This is a genomic window from Roseofilum sp. Guam, from assembly GCF_017746735.1.
GTDB lineage: Bacteria > Cyanobacteriota > Cyanobacteriia > Cyanobacteriales > Desertifilaceae > Roseofilum > Roseofilum reptotaenium.
The window spans coordinates 21,991-38,262 of sequence record NZ_JAGHZN010000047.1 but is presented as its reverse complement, the minus strand read 5'-3'; the positions used below and the strand labels follow the sequence as shown (position 1 = coordinate 38,262).

Sequence of the window (16,272 nt, the reverse complement as noted above, 5' to 3'; positions counted from 1 at the left end):
ATATGCTTTGATTGTCTCTTCATACCCATCAAATCTCTTCCTCAACCATTGTACCTCAATACAGCGCGAAGCGCTGTAAAAAAAACTCCTGCGTTGAGAGGAGATTTTGGTGAAGATGGGATAGGGAGATCATCCGGATGCACAGATGGCCCTGATGGTATCACTCTGGGAAAAGTAAAAGCGAAGTCCCATCCTACAACTTACTCAGGGCATAAGGTTGAGCAATCACAACCGTTTTACCTGGTTTTATTCTCGATCTAGCTCAAGCATGGTGTGAGGAGAAAAATGCTGTAGGGGCGAAAAATTTTTCGCCCCTACGACTTTTTGCGACAGATTAAACGGCAACGGTTGCTTCTAAGTGATTTAAGCGCTCTGCCAAAAGACTCTCTAACTGTTCTAAGGCTTTAGAGAATCCTTTAATGCCTTCGTCGAGTTTTTCTGAAGCCATGGGATCTTCAGCGTGCATTTTGTCAAAGGTTTCCTTATCCATGGGGATTTTTTCGATCGCCATTTCCTGAGCTGCATCTGGACAGAGTTTTCTCGGTAATTCCCCAACTGTTGCATCGAGTTCCCCTAGGAGTTTCGGAGAAATCGTGAGTAGATCGCATCCTGCTAATTCAGTAATTTCGCCAATGTTGCGGAAACTGGCTCCCATGACTTCCGTGGAATAGCCAAATTTCTTGTAGTAGTTGTAGATTTTCGTCACGGACAATACACCGGGATCTTCAGCAGAAGGATAGCTATCGCGTCCTGTTTGTTTCTTGTACCAGTCTAAAATCCGACCCACAAAGGGAGAGATTAGGGTAACTCCGGCTTCCGCACAGGCGATCGCCTGGTGGAACCCAAACAAGAGGGTTAAATTACAATGGATACCTTCTTTTTCCAGAATTTCTGCTGCTTGGATGCCTTCCCAGGTGGAAGCAATTTTAATTAAGATGCGATCGCGAGACACCCCAGCCGCTTCATATTGGGCGATAATGTCTCTAGCTTTGGCGATCGTGCTTTCCGTATCATAGGATAAGCGAGCATCCACTTCTGTGGACACCCGTCCGGAGATAATATCCAAGATTTTTAGCCCAAATTCGACAGCTAGGCGATCGAAGGCTAAATTAGCCACCGCCTGAGTCGTTGCTGCATTTCCTAAGTCTTTTCTGGCTTTTTTCACCGTACTATCAACAATCTCTTGATATTCCAGCATTTGAGCGGCTGCAGTAATCAAGGAGGGATTCGTGGTAGCATCGCGGGGGGTGAATTTTTCCATCGATTGCATATCCCCTGTATCGGCAACCACAACTGTCATTTGGCGCAGTTGTTCGAGTAACGTCTGACTCATATTATCTCCTAATAATGATTGAATTAGGCAAGTCTTTGGAAAGAGACAACTTACCTAATTCAATCATAGGAATTCGAGTTCTGTCCTGAAATTAAATAACCCTTAAAAATTTAGGGGGTATGGCAAAAAAGTTTAAGGATTATTTTAGGATTAAAGTATAGCGCTTCACGAATTACCCATTACCAGCACGTAGGGCTTACATTTCATGACGTTTAAGTCGTCGCAGGCGATCGGAATAACTTCGCAGCACCTCTAGAGCAAATTCTGGGGTTTCTTGTACCGCAAATAAAAAGCGCCCTTTATCGATAAATGCTAGGGTGCAATCCGTTTTTGCTACTGCGGTAGAAGCTCGTGTGCCCTCATGATGCACTAAAGCACCTTCCCCAAACACATCACCCTGTTCAATAGTTTCGACAACTTCACCATTGACTTTTAATTCCACTGTCCCTTCAATGATGCCATACATATGTTGCCCTTTATGGCCATCTTCAAAGATAATATCGCCCACTTTAAAGTGGCGTGGTTCGGGTTGTTTTTGAAATAATTTAATCGTTTCTAGCGCAGCCATAAACACTCAATTTACCTCCTATTGTGTTTAATCTATGCCTTGAAATGATTCAAGGGCAAGGGGCTGGGGGCCCCTTTTTTGAGTTCCTACCCCCCAGAGATTAAGTGATTACGGTGGGTTTTTCTCTGCCGGTTAAAGCTTTAATTTGAGCAATTTCGTCAGCGAGTTGAATTAAAGAAGCTAAAGCCTCTTGTGGGTCTTGATGATGTGCTTTAGAATCGGGTTCATACCGTTCTAAATACACACGCAAGGTTGCTCCTTGGGTTCCAGTTCCTGATAAACGGAAGACGATACGCGAGCCATCGGTAAACCCAATACGAATCCCTTGTTTCGCTGCTACACTACGATCTATGGGGTCAGTATAGCTGAAGTCATCAGCATATTTGACTTCATAATTTCCATACTGTTTTCCTTGGAGTGTGGGAACTAGAGAGCGCAAGTTTTCCATCAGGGTATTTGCCGGTTCAGTCTCTACTCCTTCATAGTCATGGCGAGAATAGTAATTCCGACCGTAGGTTTGCCAATGTTCCTGGACAATTTCCTCGACAGATTTCTGTTTAACTGCGAGGATATTGAGCCAAAATAAAACCGCCCAGAGACCGTCTTTTTCTCGCACATGGTTGGAACCGGTTCCAAAACTTTCTTCGCCGCAAAGGGTGGCTTTTCCAGCATCGAGAAGATTACCAAAGAATTTCCAGCCGGTGGGCGTTTCGTAACAGTCGATACCCAGTTTTTCGGCCACGCGATCCGGTGCTTCACTGGTGGGCATGGAACGGGCAATGCCGGCTAGGCCATCTTTGTATCCGGGGACGAGGGTGGCGTTAGCAGCAAGGACGGCTAAACTATCACTAGGGGTAACAAAAAAGTGGTTTCCCAATATCATATTGCGATCGCCGTCTCCATCAGACGCTGCACCAAAGTCAGGCGCATTATCTCCATAGAGAATCTCGACTAAATCATGGGCGTAGACTAAGTTCGGGTCAGGATGACCACCACCAAAGTCTTCTAGGGGAACTCCATTTTGCACGGTTCCCGCAGGCGCTCCGAGACGAGTTTCAAACAGTTCTTTGGCATAGGGCCCGGTAACGGCGTGCAGGGAGTCCATACACATGCGAAACTGGCCAGAAGCGAGATAGTTGCGAATCACGTTAAAGTCAAACAGAGACTCCATCAACTCGGCATAGTCGGCAACAGAGTTAATCACCTCGACGCTCATATCTCCTAGTTTGAAACTGCCTAACTGGTCAAGATTGAGGTCGGCTGCTTCTAAGATTGTATAGCGATCGATGGTTTTGGAGCGATCGTAAATGGCGCTGGTCACCTTTTCCGGAGCTGGGCCGCCATTACTGACATTATACTTCACGCCAAAATCCCCTTCTGGCCCCCCTGGGTTATGGCTTGCAGAAAGAACGATACCTCCAAATGCATTACTTTTACGGATAATACAAGAAGCCGCAGGAGTGGACAAAATCCCCCCTTGACCGACTAAAGTGCGACCCACACCATTAGCAGCCGCAATTTTCAAAATCGTCTGGATGGCTGGTCGGTTATAATAGCGACCATCTCCACCCAAGACCAGGGTTTTGCCCTGAAAGTCCTCTAAACTATCAAAAATCGATTGGATGAAATTTTCCAAATAATGGGGTTGTTGAAATGCAGGAACCTGTTTGCGTAAACCGGAGGTTCCCGGTTTCTGGTCGGTAAACGGTTGAGTTGAAATAGTTTTTATGCTCATAAAAGCTGATGCTCGGATCTTCAGCACCTTCATTTTCGAGCATTTCGTGCCTCTTGCAGCAGCGAGTGGGAAAAACTTTGGCGTGGGGGACGGATGTTACAAAAATTTATGCCCCCTCTCCCACGGGAGGAGAGGGGGTTGGGGGTGAGGGCTACACCTGACAAGAAAGTAGTGCTATAGTACACTACCAAAATTTCTAGACTTTCAAATTCAGCTCAATTCGTCCTTGTTCTTGTAGTGCCTGCAACACATCCGGAGGAACATTTGTGATTCGTTTTACTTGAGCATCAACTTTGGTTACAAAAGTTTTACCTTTTCTCTCCGAGTAAGTCCGAATTTCCATCAAATTCTGTCGATCGTCTAAGATTAGATGACTTCCCAGAACTTTATCCCCTCTGACAGTTAGATGCCGATGAATCTGCTGCACATCATCCTCAATTCGGTCAAAATCTAATAAGCCTTCTCGCACGCAAGGCAAATAATTTGAATTAGGCTCTTCTTTCAATCCTTCCTCCACAGCATCGGCTAATTGTTGAGGAATCTTGGTCACGGTTTCAAACAACCTATTAAATTTGTCTTCAATACTTTCTGGTTTACCTCTATCCATAATTTACAATCTCCTATGTAGCTTGTCTAAGAATTTCTATCTGTATATTAGCCTTATATTCAAGCTGACTTTGAATATCATAAGGCAAATCTTCTTCAACAATTTCCTCTTCTCTAATTTCTTTTCTTGTGCCACCAGTACGAATATTTCTCACGTAAACCACTACTCTCTTGTAGACACGAGCGCCTTCCTTCGCAATATAAGTAATTGCATCCGAAGTGACTTCAAGAGCAGAGTTAATCACATCCAAAATATAACCAAGGACTCTACTCGCCCAAGCTTTAATTTCATCCCAAAAAACAGCGACTACAGCACCAACACCAGCACCTGCTGCAAAAGCGCCAGCGATAACCCAAACAATTGGAACAATAGGCATAATATTATCCCTCCATACTTTGATTTTCTCGATCGGATGATTCCACAGAAGTTTCCGAGAAGACCGGTTTTTTGTGCTGCTCTTTGACTTCCGTATAACGTTCAATCTCTTCGGTGACTAGAGTCTCATCAACGGTCTTCACTTTTCCGGTTAACAGTTTCAGACCTAACTTAATCGTGATATTTTTAACGTCACCACCACAAAGACCATCACTGATCTCAGCTAAACGCTCATAGGTGACTTGTTTCGGCACATTTTCTGATAAATGAAATTTCCAGAGTTGCTCTCTCATGGGAAAATCAGGAGCTAGAAATTCCACATTAAACAAAATTCTTCTCAGAAAAGCCTCGTCATAGTTATCAAACAGGTTCGTCGCAAAAACAATGATGCCATTGAATTTATCCAACAGCGTTAGCAAGGTGCTTTTAGCTGAGTTGACACCATGATCGGCAGCTTGAGATAAATTTGAAATTCTTCTACTCAACACAGAATCTGCTTCATCGAAGAATAATAAGCTTTTAGTTTTTTCGGCTTCGTCAAATACAGCAACTAAATTGTCAGAGGTTCCTCCAACTAAGGAAGATTCTAGCTCACCATAGTTAACTCGAATGATAGACATTCCCAGCTTGTGCGCGATCGCTTCAGCAGTGATGCTTTTACCCGTCCCCGGTATGCCAAAAAAGTTCACACTTAAACCACTTCCGGTTTTTAAGAAGCGATTAAATTGCCATTCATACAAAAGCTTGTCTCGATTTTGTATATAGGCAACCATTTCGTCAATTTGGTCAAGGGTACTTTGAGATAAGGCGACTTCTTCAAGTGTCCATTTGGGTTGCTCAACTAAAGTCTTTTCCTTTTTCTTCTGATTTGAGCGATCGCTGTCTTTAACAATTTCGTACTCCATCAGTTTTTCGCTTCAGTCCTCAAAACTCTATTGGTGACGATTGTGATTGGGAGTAGTCCACAAACTATGATTGAGAGTTTGTGTTATTGTACTCAATTCTTACGATGACACAAGACATTTCTCTTCAACCACTCTCCAATATCAGATTATGACTGCTTTTTTGTAACAAATTATTAATCTAATGTCAGATTATGACGTAAAATGACGGCCATTTAACCAACTCTATTCACGCTATAATAGCTACAATTGTTCATCAATCTAACTTCCATGGATGTAACAGAAGCTTTACAATTTGCGGATCGCTTAGTCTTCGAGACAACTGGAAAACACTTAGATGATTCTCAGGAAACAGTGATTAAGGGAGTTTGGAATGGTCAAACCTATGAAGAAATTGCCGATGATTCTCACCGTAGCGAACGTCACATTAGAGATGTAGGTTATAAATTATGGAAACTTTTATCGAATACATTAAGTGCCGATGTCAAAAAATCTAATTTTCGCTCTACCATTGAAAGATTAAGTATTCAATATCATCAAAAATTTTGTATTGGCACTCACAATTATTTCAACTTCAGTACCCCCCCTTTCCCCCAAGATGATCGGCAAAATTCTGACGATTCATCCATCGATACTGATTCTCAAGTGCAAGCCATCCATCATGATTTAGTATTTGCTCCTGAAATTATCCATTTTTACAATAGAGAACCTGAATTAAACACTATTTATAACTGGATCTTCGAGAGGCAGGCTCGTTTGATCTCAGTCTTGGGACAATCAGGGATTGGGAAAACAGCTTTAATCAAAAAATTGATTGATGCTAACTTAGAAAAATTTGAGCTTATTACTTGGAGAAGCTTGAAATACCCGATCTCTTTGGAGGAACAGGTCGATGGTATTTTGAGAATGGACAACAAACAGTCACAATCTCCTCTCAGTCTCGATCAAAAACTAAAAGAGTTATTTTACGCATTGAGTCAGAAAAAGTATTTGATTATTTTTGACAATGTAGAAAACATTTTTGCTCAAAATACATGGGCAGGGCAATATCAAGCATCCTATCAAGATTATCAACACTTTTTTAGAATGATGGTCGATCTTGAACATCAAAGTCATTTGGTTTTAATCAGTCGAGAAAAATGTGCAGAAATGGAATGCTGGGATGATGAATTATACCCCATTAAGTCTTTACAGTTATCCGGTTTATATGATGTGGAGTTTATCAATCATCTAAGATGGGCAAATGGAAATCATGAGACCTGGCTCAAGCTAATCCATTTATATGAAGGAAATCCCATCTATTTACAAAGTGTTAGTCGTTTAATTCACCAGGTTTTTGGTAGCGATGTTGAATTATTTTTAACAGAAAAATCGTTGGTGATTACTCAACAAATGCAAGCTCTATTTCAGGAAGTATTTAACAGGCTATCACCTGTAGAGGTGTCTGTTATTTTAGCTCTCAGTAAATTGGATCATCCAGCATCTAGAGATGATTTAATGAAAGCGATGGATTGTTCTTCAGTGGATTTAATTTATGCTTTAGAGTCTTTGCAGAGCCGATATTTAATCTGGTTCAAGAAACAAGTAGATATTCAATTTGATTTAAATCCTGTTTTTAAAGCTTTTGTAAAAGAAGATCAATCCTTCTGAATTGGCTCCTAACTCTATTTTGCCATAAATACGATCTAATATCAAAGGAGATCGGGCACTCAAGCTTCCATAAAGACAGAGGAAGACTAGAGGATTCGCCTCTTAACTGTAGGTTCGGATGGTTAAAATGCTTTAAAGTAGAGTGGAGGCGATCGCACCCTAAAGCTCTATGATATCAAACGTTACACCATAGCTTGAGCGCAGATTACAGGTGTGATGATCGATAATATTCGTATCACTTAATTCTAGGTTATAAAAATCGACTCGATCGTGGTCAATATAAGGGCCTGCGTGCCAGGTTCCCAGGTGCAGTTTCACGAAGCAGTTACCAGGAATATGAAAGGCTCGGATCTGATTGAGGTCAGGTTGCGGGTTTTCACTCGGTGGTGCAACGCCTAAAAACCAATCTTTACCTTCAAGCGATCCTAGGCATTGGGTGCAGTTTTGATGACGGGTAATGGCGGAAAATTGTCGCCCGTTTTGGTGCAAGCGCATAATGTAAAATCGAGGCTCTCCGCGATCGAGGATCAGTTGGGCATCCTGGAAATCATAGAGTTTGTCGTCATCAGTCGCCCAGATCGCTTGACCGTAGGGGGCGAAGGTTTCTGGGGAGATCCAGGGAGCTGGCAGGGTTTGCAGTTTGAGAGGTTGGGTCATCAGACTCAAGAAGGGATAAGGAGGCTAGAGAGTATACTATATAGCGCTTCGCGCTAGGCAATAGCTTGTATGACTTAGGGTCTAAGGCTTCAAGCTGTACTCCATAGAAAAGAGAATCGCTATATACTGGCGATCGCGATTATGTATAAGGGACAATGGTTTCATTCTGAAGTTGATTCAACTATAGCGTTTTCCTGCGATCGCTGCTATCCTGAACTCAGTACTACTTTTTACTCTGGTTCGTGTAACTATGGCTGCTCTAACCCTCGACCTCAGCCCGATCGCCACGTTAACCCGCAGTGAGTTCCGCAAGCTCTGCACTGCTAACCCCGATCGCAAATTAGAACGAAGTCCTCAAGGAGAACTGATTATCATGGCCCCAACCGGTGGAGAAACTGGCAATCGTAACTTTTGTATTGCTGGACAGCTTTATGTGTGGAGCCAAACCAACGGTCAGGGAAAAGCGTTTGACTCGTCTACGGGGTTTGAACTGCCATCAGGGGGCGATCGCTCTCCGGATGTCTCCTGGATACCCCTAGAAAAATGGAACGCTCTCACTCCCCAAGAGCGGAAAGGCTTTTTACCCCTATGTCCCGATTTTGTCATTGAGCTACTGTCTCCTTCCGACTCTTGGACAGGAGGACAACGGAAAATGGAAGAATATCAAGTCAATGGTTGTCGTTTAGGCTGGTTATTAGACCCCAAAGGGAAGCGAGTGGGAATCTATCGTCCTAATCAACCGGTGCAAATTCTCCATCAACCCCAAATTCTTTCCGGAGAGGATGTGTTAGTGGGATTTGAATTAGATGTACAGTTTTTGTGGATTGAATAATGTAGTGAGGGAATAGCAAAGTTAACAACAGCTTTGAGCTATTTTGGCTATATTCAAAAACCGCTATTGACGTAACGAATTGTAGAGAAAATTGCGATAAATTCCTATGAATTTAGATCTGATTCAATTCTTTAATGCATGTAATCCTAGCAAGACGTTGAAAATCGGTCAACCGGAAGATCGTCGCTATTATATTGATTTTTCACCAGTGCGTGGGGGCAATGTGATTCGTCGTTTGCAACGAACTATTACCCACCAAGCAGAACAGGCAACCTGCCAATTGTTCACGGGACATATTGGCTGTGGAAAATCCACGGAATTATTTCGGCTCAAAACCCAATTAGAAGAGAAGGGTTTCCATGTGGTTTATTTTGAGTCGAGTGCCGATCTGGATATGGCAGATGTGGACATTAGCGATATTTTACTGGCGATTACGCAACAAATTACCAGTAGTTTAGAAACCGCTAATATTTATCTTCAGCCCAATTACTTTATCAAATTATTTCATGAGATTGAAGACTTTTTAAAGGCTCCAATTGAATTTTTGCCTGAAGCTGGCATTTCTTTGCGGTTAGGGATTGGTAGAATTACGGCAAAAGCGAAGGCAAGTCCACGACTGCGGAGTCAGTTACGACAATATTTAGAACCGCGAACAGCAAGTATTCTCGATGCCATTAATCAAGAAATTATTGGGCAAGCCACGGAAGTATTGAAAAAGAAAGGTAAAAAAGGATTGGTGGTCACTGTTGATAATTTAGACCGGGTGGATATCTCTCCGAAAAGTTCGGGACGCTCTCAACCGGAATACCTGTTTATCGATCGCGGAGAACAGTTGAAACGGTTAAATTGCCATATGGTATATACCATGCCTTTAGTGCTCATTTTTTCTAATGAATTCAGTTCTCTCACCAATCGCTTTGGCGTGAAACCCCTGGTGTTACCGATGGTTTCCGCGACACATCGAGATGGAAGCCCCCGTCCAGAAGGAATGAAATTGCTAAGACAAATGGTTCTGGCACGAGCCTTTCCCCATCTCCCTCTGCAAGAGCGAGAACCTCTGATTCGAGAACTTTTTGATACGTCCGAAACCTTAGACCGACTGTGTCAAATTAGTGGCGGTCACGTGAGAAATTTATTAGTATTGTTGTATAGCTGTTTGCAAGAAGATGACCCACCGATCGCACGAGACAACTTAGAGCGAGTGATTCGGGAATATCGAGATGATATGGTGGCAGCCATTAAAGATGACGAATGGGAGCTGTTGCATCATGTAATCCAACATCACGATATTGTGCAGGGAAAAGAGGAATATGAAATCTTGTTGCGAAGTTTGTTTTTATTAGAGTATCGAGATCGGGAGGGGCGTTGGTTTGGGATTAATCCCGCGATCGCCGAATCCAAGAAATTCCAGCCAAGATGAGGGTATGACGACCACCAGCACTGAGTCTAATTCTGTCAACGATCGCCCCTTAAAAACACTATCACGGGCGATCGCCCATTCTCAAGGTCATTTTTCCCTCATTTTAGTCCGCAGTAACTATCAGGTTTTGACCGCAGAAATTGTCCAACTTCTGCAAGACTCCTGCTGTGTGCCGTTGCAGGAATTTCAATTGCCGCCCTCGGTGAAAACCCTGTATACCGCCATTCAGGATCGTTTGCAGCAGGAACAGCCCCAAGGATTACTGGTATTTGGCTTAGAGTCCATCGATGCGGTGGAAAAAATCCTCAATCCCACCAATCAGGTGCGGGAAGAGTTTCGTCAAAATTTTACCTTTCCCCTGGTGCTGTGGGTGAACGATCTGATTTTGCAGAAACTGACTCGGTTTGCCCCTGATTTTAAGAGTTGGGCAGCTATTCCGATTAAATTTGAACTGGGGACAGAGGGTTTATTGGAGGCGCTACAGCAAACGGTGGACGCAGTGTTACCGACACTTTTGGAGGTAGGCGCGGGAAAATTTATTGAACGCGAGCGAATTCCTCTTCCTGCGGGCTGTTTGCGGCTCGCGGAGCTAGAAATGGCATTTCGGGAGTTACAGCAGTACTCACAGCCCCAGGAAGCGGCTCTAGATGCCAATTTACATTTTTTGATGGGGCGAGAAGCGGATGCATCGGGCGAGAAGGAAAATGCCAAGCAGTGTTATGAACTCAGTCGCCAACGTTGGCAAGAGGTTATCAACAATAATCCCTCACCTACCCATTGGACGCACTATGGCTGTTTGTTGTTTTATTTGGGATTATGGTGGCGGCAGTATGCGACGCTCCATCGCCACGAGTATGAGGAAGCTTGTCGGCAGGCTAAAGACCATTACCAGCAGTGTTTAGAGGCGCTTCAACAGGCAGAACGGCCGGATTTGGAGCAAAAATTCATTAATGCCATGGGAGAGGTGTTAACGCGCTTAGAAGCGTGGCAGGAACTGAACGCAGTGGCTCGGAAGGCGGTTCCTTTACATCAAACCTATGGGGATTCGGTACGCCTAGCTCACAGCTATGCTTTTTTGGCAGAGGTGGCACTGGCAAACGGTAATCCTCAAGAGGCGCAAAAGTTGGCCCAAGAGGCGTTTGAGTTGAATCAGCAAGCGCCCGATTCCGGTTTAGATTGGAGCTGGCATCAAGCCTATCATCGCAATTATTATCGCTTGCTTTTTGCGCGATCGCAGCAAGACTTGGAGCAGATTCCAGAAGCAATGGAGAATCTGGAACTTGCCCGTAGAGAGAGTTTACCAGAACATGACCCGCCATTGTATATTCGCATCTTGGAGAGTTTGCGATCGCTAAAATTCAACGCTGGCGAGTATCTCGAAGCTTTTGAAATTAAACAGGAAAAGCAGTCCATCGAGCAACAGTATGGATTGCGAGCATTTGTGGGAGCGGGACGGTTGCAAGTGAGGCGACAGGTGGCTCATTTGGCGCTTCCCCATCGAGAGGGACAGTTGAATGTCACCGCAGAAATTGCTGCTTCGGGACGACTGCAAGATATTCAGCGCTTGATTGGTCGAATGGGTCGCACGGATTGTAAACTGACGATTATTCACGGACAATCTGGGGTAGGGAAAAGCTCCTTAGTCCAAGCGGGGTTAGTACCAGCGTTGCGAGAGAAGGTGATTGAAGCGCGTGATGTGTTGCCGGTTCTCGTACAATCTTATGGTAAGTGGGAGAAAACAATTGGCGCAGCGTTTCCGAGGGGTTGCGAGCATTTGCCACAAACGAGTTTACCGGTTTTAGAGGATGCTGAAGCCATTGTAGACCAACTGCGCCAAGGGAGCGATCGCGATTGGCTGACGGTGTTAATTTTTGACCAGTTTGAGGAGTTCTTTTTTGCTCACAAAGACCCCCAGGATAGAAAGCCCTTTTTCCAGTTTCTAGGGGAGTGCCTCAATATTCCCTATGTGAAAGTGATTCTTTCGTTGCGCGAGGATTATCTGCATTATTTGCTCGAATGCAACCGGTTGGTGGATTTGGGTATTATCAATAACAATATTTTAGACAAAAATATTCTCTATTATTTGGGTAATTTAGCACCTGATGATGCGCGATCGGTCATTCAAACCTTAACGACTAATTCCCAATTTTATCTCGATGCCGACCTCATGGATGCCTTAGTCGCAGACTTGGCGAGAGATTTAGGGGAAGTGCGTCCCATCGAGCTACAAATTGTGGGAGCGCAACTACAAACGGACAACATCACCACCTTAGCCGAGTTTAATCAGTATGGCTCGAAAGAAGCGTTAGTTGAGCGCTTTCTCGATGAAATTGTCCAAGACTGCGGTCCGAATAATACTAACCTAGTCAAGATTCTCCTCTATCTGCTCACGGATGAAAATAATACTCGACCATTGAAGACTCGCGTAGAACTGAAGAATGAGGTAGAGTTAACAGACGAACGATTGGATTCTATCCTCAGTATTTTGGTGCGATCGGGTTTAGTCTTTCAAGTTCCCGGTTTTCCCGATAAACGCTATCAACTCGTCCACGATTATCTCGTTCCCTTCATCCGGCAAAAACAATCCCAACAACTCATTGCCGAACTAGAAAACGAACGGCAACAAAGACGGTTAACCGAAGCCAAACTCAATCAAGCTCTACAGAAAAATCTCCGCACTGCACGCCGAGCCACCGCCACATTAGCCGGTTTATTAATCGCCATTACTGGAATTGCCAGTGTTGCCACCATTGCCGGAATCAATTTATATATTTCCGATTTAATTTCTAAATCATCAGCGACAAACAACAAAGGACTTGACCGATTGGTTTCAGCAATTAAGATTGGCAAGATCTTGAAAAATAATCCCGTTGTCCTACCAGGTTTACGCTTAAAAGCGAAAATCGAATTGAATAATGCGATGCTAAACTTGAATGAGATGAATCGCTTAGAAGGACACAAAGCCGGGGTAACCAAAGTTGTGTTTAATCAAGAGGGCAATCTTATTGCCTCAGCAGATAAGCGATATCAAATCAAAATTTGGGATGTTACTGGACATCATATCGCTGATTTACCCGGGCATTCTGCAAAAATAACGGCACTTAATTTTAGTGATGACAGCAAGTTGATTGCATCTGCTAGTGAAGACAATACAATTATAATTTGGGATATTGAAGATGCAAAAAGTATAACCGATCCGTTTCCGACTTTTCAACCTGTAAATAATGTTGATTTTGATGGTACTAAAATTGCAGTTCCTTCAGGTAAAGATGTTGTTCTTTATGATCTCTCTACCCGTGAGACTTTACAGACAATGCAAGGGCACGAGGCTGAGATTACCAATATTGCTTTGAGTCCAGATGGAAAAATCATGGCTAGTAGCGATTTGAATGATGTAAAGCTTTGGAGTTTAGATAGTGGAGAAGAACTAGAAAGTATATCTAACTATGGAACCATTGACATCAATTTTAATGAAGATGGAAGCCAAATTACTTTAGCCAGTAAAAACAGCAATATCAAACACTATTTACTGGACAATAAAGTGAATAAACTTAAAATGACTTTATTTAAGGAAACTGGCACTGATTCCTGGGTTCGTAATGAAATTGACGTTTTTAGTTGGAGTTCAGAATTACTAGCATTTGTTGATCGTTATGATTCTCAAACTATATCTTTAAGGTCAGTAGAAGCAGATATCTTTAGATATTTGACTGAGTGGGAGGGGCATCGCGATCGCATTAACGACCTCAGCTTTAGTCCTGATGGTAAAATTCTAGCTTCAGCCAGTGAAGATCAAACTATCAAACTTTGGCAAATAGATGAACGATATCTAGTATCGCGCAGAGATAATAGTAATGAAGTTAATGAAATTAAATTTCACAACAAAGAAGGCAAAATTATTACTACTCACCCTAAAAACAAGGTTCAATTTATGGATGAGAATGGTGAAAACAAATTATTTATGCCATTTATACCTGCAAATGATTTCCTGATCGAACTTACTCATAAAAATCAAAATATACTAACAGCAACTGCCAGGAATAAAATCAAGGTTTATAAAGCCAATAATAAACATAAGAGCATAGCAGCAGATGATCATGGTACTGCCAAAGTCAGTATAAGTCCTGATGGCGAAAGAATTGTGGCGATTGGCTATGATAATATAGTAAAATTTCTAGATACTAATGGTAAAGAACGAGTGCTTCAATCAAAGAAATATCCAGAACTTGATACTCGATTTTCATGGCTTCAATCCAGATATGGACTAGGTTCAGTATTGTCTACAAGAAGGACAAAAGATTCGGTTGTCTTTAGCCCAGATAGCCAACGATTCACCTTAATTACCAAACCTGAAAAAAGTAATAAAAACACTATATATCTTTTTTCTAATGATGGAAATTTGAGGAAAAAGATAAGCATTTATACCGACGAAATCGCCAAAATAAAATTTAGTCCAGATAGCCAAATTATTGCTGCAATTGGCAATGATAACTTTATTTATCTCTACAGTAAAGATGGTGAATATATTGGCGAAGATATTGATGCTTTGAAAGCACATGAAAATCAAATTATCGATCTCAGCTTTAGTTATGATAGTACAATGCTAGTTTCAAGTAGCCGTGGCTCAACAGGGCGTAGCAAAATCAAACTTTGGAATGTCAATAATCTATCTGAGCCAATAAAAAAATGGAATAGTTATGCTACCAAATATATTGAATTCAGTCCAGATAATAAAACAATTGTAACTTGGAATTATGATGATACGATCCAAATTTGGAATCTTCAAGGTGACGAAATTAAAACAATAGTTCATGAAGGGTCAGTAACTGATATTGATTTTAGCCGATATGGAGAAATATTGGCTTCTGCAAGTGCCGATAATTCTGTCCGTCTATGGTATAAAGATGGCACAGAACCTAAAGTTTTACGAAAGCATTCTGAGCAAGTTAGTCAAGTTGTTTTTAGTCCCACAGATCAAACTCTCGTCTCTGTGAGTATTGATGGTATGGTTAACGTATGGGGGCGAGATGGTAACTTTATAGACACACTTCAGCATCCTAGTAAAATAGAGGATAAAGAAAATAGTTACAGGCGCGATCGCATTGAGTTTAGTGATGATGGTAAAATCATTACTTTGGTCAGTGAAATCAATGATCATGATAAATCTACTTCTACTATGAAATGGTGGAATGATAAAGGTGAAGAACTCCCCCCAATTGATAAGCAAGGATCTTGGGAATTTGACAAAGCAAGCTTCAGTCCAGAAAGTGAAACAATGGCGATAGTTCACCAAGTTCATGATTTGAATTTGTGGAGTTGGGATGGTTCTAATATGCGTACATTTTCAGGACATACAGATAAAATCAACAGTGTTAGTGTTAGCCGAGATGAGAAACGTTTGGCTTCTGCTAGTGACGATAATACGGTAAACTTATGGAGCCTAGATGGTCACTTGCTCAAACCATTACCTCATAAGGATAAAGTCAATAGTGTGAGTTTTAGTCCTGATAGTCAAATTCTCGCTTCTGGTAGTAACGATAATACGATGAAAGTTTGGACGCGAGAAGGCGAATTACTCGATCTCGATAAGGGAGTTATTGAACATGGCGATGCTGTCAACAGCGTTCAGTTCAGTCCTAAAGGAAACTTTCTAGCTTCCGCTAGTGGTAAACTCGTTAGAGTATGGAAAAGAAGGGGTACATCATTGCAGGAACTCCCATATTCTCAATCCAAACTCTTAACTCATGATGATATCGTAACCGATATCTACTTCAGTGAAGATGGTCGCTACCTTGCCTCTATGACTGTAGATAATAGTGTCAAGCTCTGGCGAGTTAGCGATGGTCACTTCATTAAACAATTGGACAATGCAAACGCAGTAACTTTTAGTCCAGATAGTAAGCTTTTAGTTACACAAAACAAGATATTAATTCTCGATAGCTTATGGGTAAAAGAACAAGTGAACCTGTCAGTACCCTATGTATGGAATAGCGTCCAATTCAACCCTGATGATGAAAAAACGATCGCCATCGGGCATCGGAATGGTTTAAGTATCTTGTATTTAGACTTGGATAAACTTTTAACAAAAGCTTGTAATTTGGGCAAGGACTATCTAAAAAAACAGAAATATCGTCACCTCTGTGATGGAGCGACTGAGGAATGAGACATAGCTGTAGGGGCGAAAAATTTTTCG

At 42.3% G+C, this 16,272-nt stretch carries 12 protein-coding genes; 5 read left to right on the top strand and 7 right to left on the bottom strand.

Annotated features, from left to right (window positions below; translation table 11 throughout):
- A partial coding sequence (locus J7529_RS17980; RefSeq protein WP_318730114.1) for a hypothetical protein occupies positions 1-261 on the top strand: 261 nt, incomplete at its 5' end.
- A 73-nt stretch (positions 262-334) separates the two neighbouring features.
- Here the strand turns inward: J7529_RS17980 and J7529_RS17975 are convergent.
- From J7529_RS17975 to J7529_RS17950, 6 genes are all read right to left on the bottom strand, one after another.
- The gene (locus tag J7529_RS17975) at positions 335-1,333 is read right to left on the bottom strand and encodes a transaldolase (RefSeq protein ID WP_318730113.1); all 999 of its coding nucleotides are present in this window, start codon (positions 1,331-1,333) and stop codon (positions 335-337) included.
- A gap of 196 nt (positions 1,334-1,529) precedes the next feature.
- Positions 1,530-1,901 carry a cyclic nucleotide-binding domain-containing protein gene (locus tag J7529_RS17970; RefSeq protein ID WP_318730112.1) on the bottom strand — a complete coding sequence of 124 codons (372 nt, stop codon included), beginning with the start codon at positions 1,899-1,901 and terminating at the stop codon, positions 1,530-1,532.
- 100 nt (positions 1,902-2,001) lie between these two features.
- Positions 2,002-3,636, bottom strand: a complete 1,635-nt coding sequence (locus tag J7529_RS17965; RefSeq protein ID WP_318730111.1) for an alpha-D-glucose phosphate-specific phosphoglucomutase — start codon at positions 3,634-3,636, stop codon at positions 2,002-2,004.
- A 196-nt stretch (positions 3,637-3,832) separates the two neighbouring features.
- A complete protein-coding gene (locus J7529_RS17960) occupies positions 3,833-4,243 on the bottom strand; it encodes a hypothetical protein (RefSeq protein WP_318730110.1) in 411 nt (136 codons plus the stop codon).
- Between the two features lie 13 nt (positions 4,244-4,256).
- Positions 4,257-4,619: a hypothetical protein gene (locus J7529_RS17955; protein ID WP_318730109.1), complete on the bottom strand. Its 363-nt coding sequence runs from the start codon at positions 4,617-4,619 to the stop codon at positions 4,257-4,259.
- 4 nt (positions 4,620-4,623) lie between these two features.
- A complete protein-coding gene (locus tag J7529_RS17950; protein ID WP_318730108.1) occupies positions 4,624-5,523 on the bottom strand; it encodes an ATP-binding protein in 900 nt (299 codons plus the stop codon).
- A gap of 267 nt (positions 5,524-5,790) precedes the next feature.
- On the opposite strand from J7529_RS17950, the gene J7529_RS17945 reads away from it, so the two are divergent.
- On the top strand, positions 5,791-7,170 hold the full coding sequence (locus J7529_RS17945; protein ID WP_318730107.1) for an NB-ARC domain-containing protein: 1,380 nt from the start codon (positions 5,791-5,793) through the stop codon (positions 7,168-7,170).
- A gap of 159 nt (positions 7,171-7,329) precedes the next feature.
- On the opposite strand, the gene J7529_RS17940 is transcribed toward J7529_RS17945, so the two are convergent.
- The gene (locus J7529_RS17940) at positions 7,330-7,827 is read right to left on the bottom strand and encodes an ureidoglycolate lyase (RefSeq protein WP_318730106.1); all 498 of its coding nucleotides are present in this window, start codon (positions 7,825-7,827) and stop codon (positions 7,330-7,332) included.
- 250 nt (positions 7,828-8,077) lie between these two features.
- Between J7529_RS17940 and J7529_RS17935 the strand changes: the two genes are divergently transcribed.
- The 3 genes from J7529_RS17935 to J7529_RS17925 all read left to right on the top strand — a co-directional run bounded on the left by J7529_RS17935 (position 8,078) and on the right by J7529_RS17925 (position 16,242).
- Positions 8,078-8,659, top strand: a complete 582-nt coding sequence (locus J7529_RS17935; RefSeq protein ID WP_318730105.1) for a Uma2 family endonuclease — start codon at positions 8,078-8,080, stop codon at positions 8,657-8,659.
- Positions 8,660-8,765: 106 nt separating this feature from the next.
- On the top strand, positions 8,766-10,079 hold the full coding sequence (locus J7529_RS17930) for an AAA family ATPase (protein ID WP_318730104.1): 1,314 nt from the start codon (positions 8,766-8,768) through the stop codon (positions 10,077-10,079).
- A gap of 4 nt (positions 10,080-10,083) precedes the next feature.
- The gene (locus J7529_RS17925; protein WP_318730103.1) at positions 10,084-16,242 is read left to right on the top strand and encodes an eIF2A-related protein; all 6,159 of its coding nucleotides are present in this window, start codon (positions 10,084-10,086) and stop codon (positions 16,240-16,242) included.
- Positions 16,243-16,272: the final 30 nt, after the last annotated feature.

Excerpts from the sequence above, each read along its gene's own strand:
- J7529_RS17975 (WP_318730113.1), bottom strand. The coding sequence starts at position 1,333 with ATGAGTCAGACGTTACTCGAACAACTGCGCCAAATGACAGTTGTGGTT.
- J7529_RS17970 (WP_318730112.1), bottom strand. The coding sequence starts at position 1,901 with ATGGCTGCGCTAGAAACGATTAAATTATTTCAAAAACAACCCGAACCA.
- J7529_RS17965 (WP_318730111.1), bottom strand. The coding sequence starts at position 3,636 with ATGAGCATAAAAACTATTTCAACTCAACCGTTTACCGACCAGAAACCG.
- J7529_RS17960 (WP_318730110.1), bottom strand. The coding sequence starts at position 4,243 with ATGGATAGAGGTAAACCAGAAAGTATTGAAGACAAATTTAATAGGTTG.
- J7529_RS17955 (WP_318730109.1), bottom strand. The coding sequence starts at position 4,619 with ATGCCTATTGTTCCAATTGTTTGGGTTATCGCTGGCGCTTTTGCAGCA.
- J7529_RS17950 (WP_318730108.1), bottom strand. The coding sequence starts at position 5,523 with ATGGAGTACGAAATTGTTAAAGACAGCGATCGCTCAAATCAGAAGAAA.
- J7529_RS17945 (WP_318730107.1), top strand. The coding sequence starts at position 5,791 with ATGGATGTAACAGAAGCTTTACAATTTGCGGATCGCTTAGTCTTCGAG.
- J7529_RS17940 (WP_318730106.1), bottom strand. The coding sequence starts at position 7,827 with ATGACCCAACCTCTCAAACTGCAAACCCTGCCAGCTCCCTGGATCTCC.
- J7529_RS17935 (WP_318730105.1), top strand. The coding sequence starts at position 8,078 with ATGGCTGCTCTAACCCTCGACCTCAGCCCGATCGCCACGTTAACCCGC.
- J7529_RS17930 (WP_318730104.1), top strand. The coding sequence starts at position 8,766 with ATGAATTTAGATCTGATTCAATTCTTTAATGCATGTAATCCTAGCAAG.
- J7529_RS17925 (WP_318730103.1), top strand. The coding sequence starts at position 10,084 with ATGACGACCACCAGCACTGAGTCTAATTCTGTCAACGATCGCCCCTTA.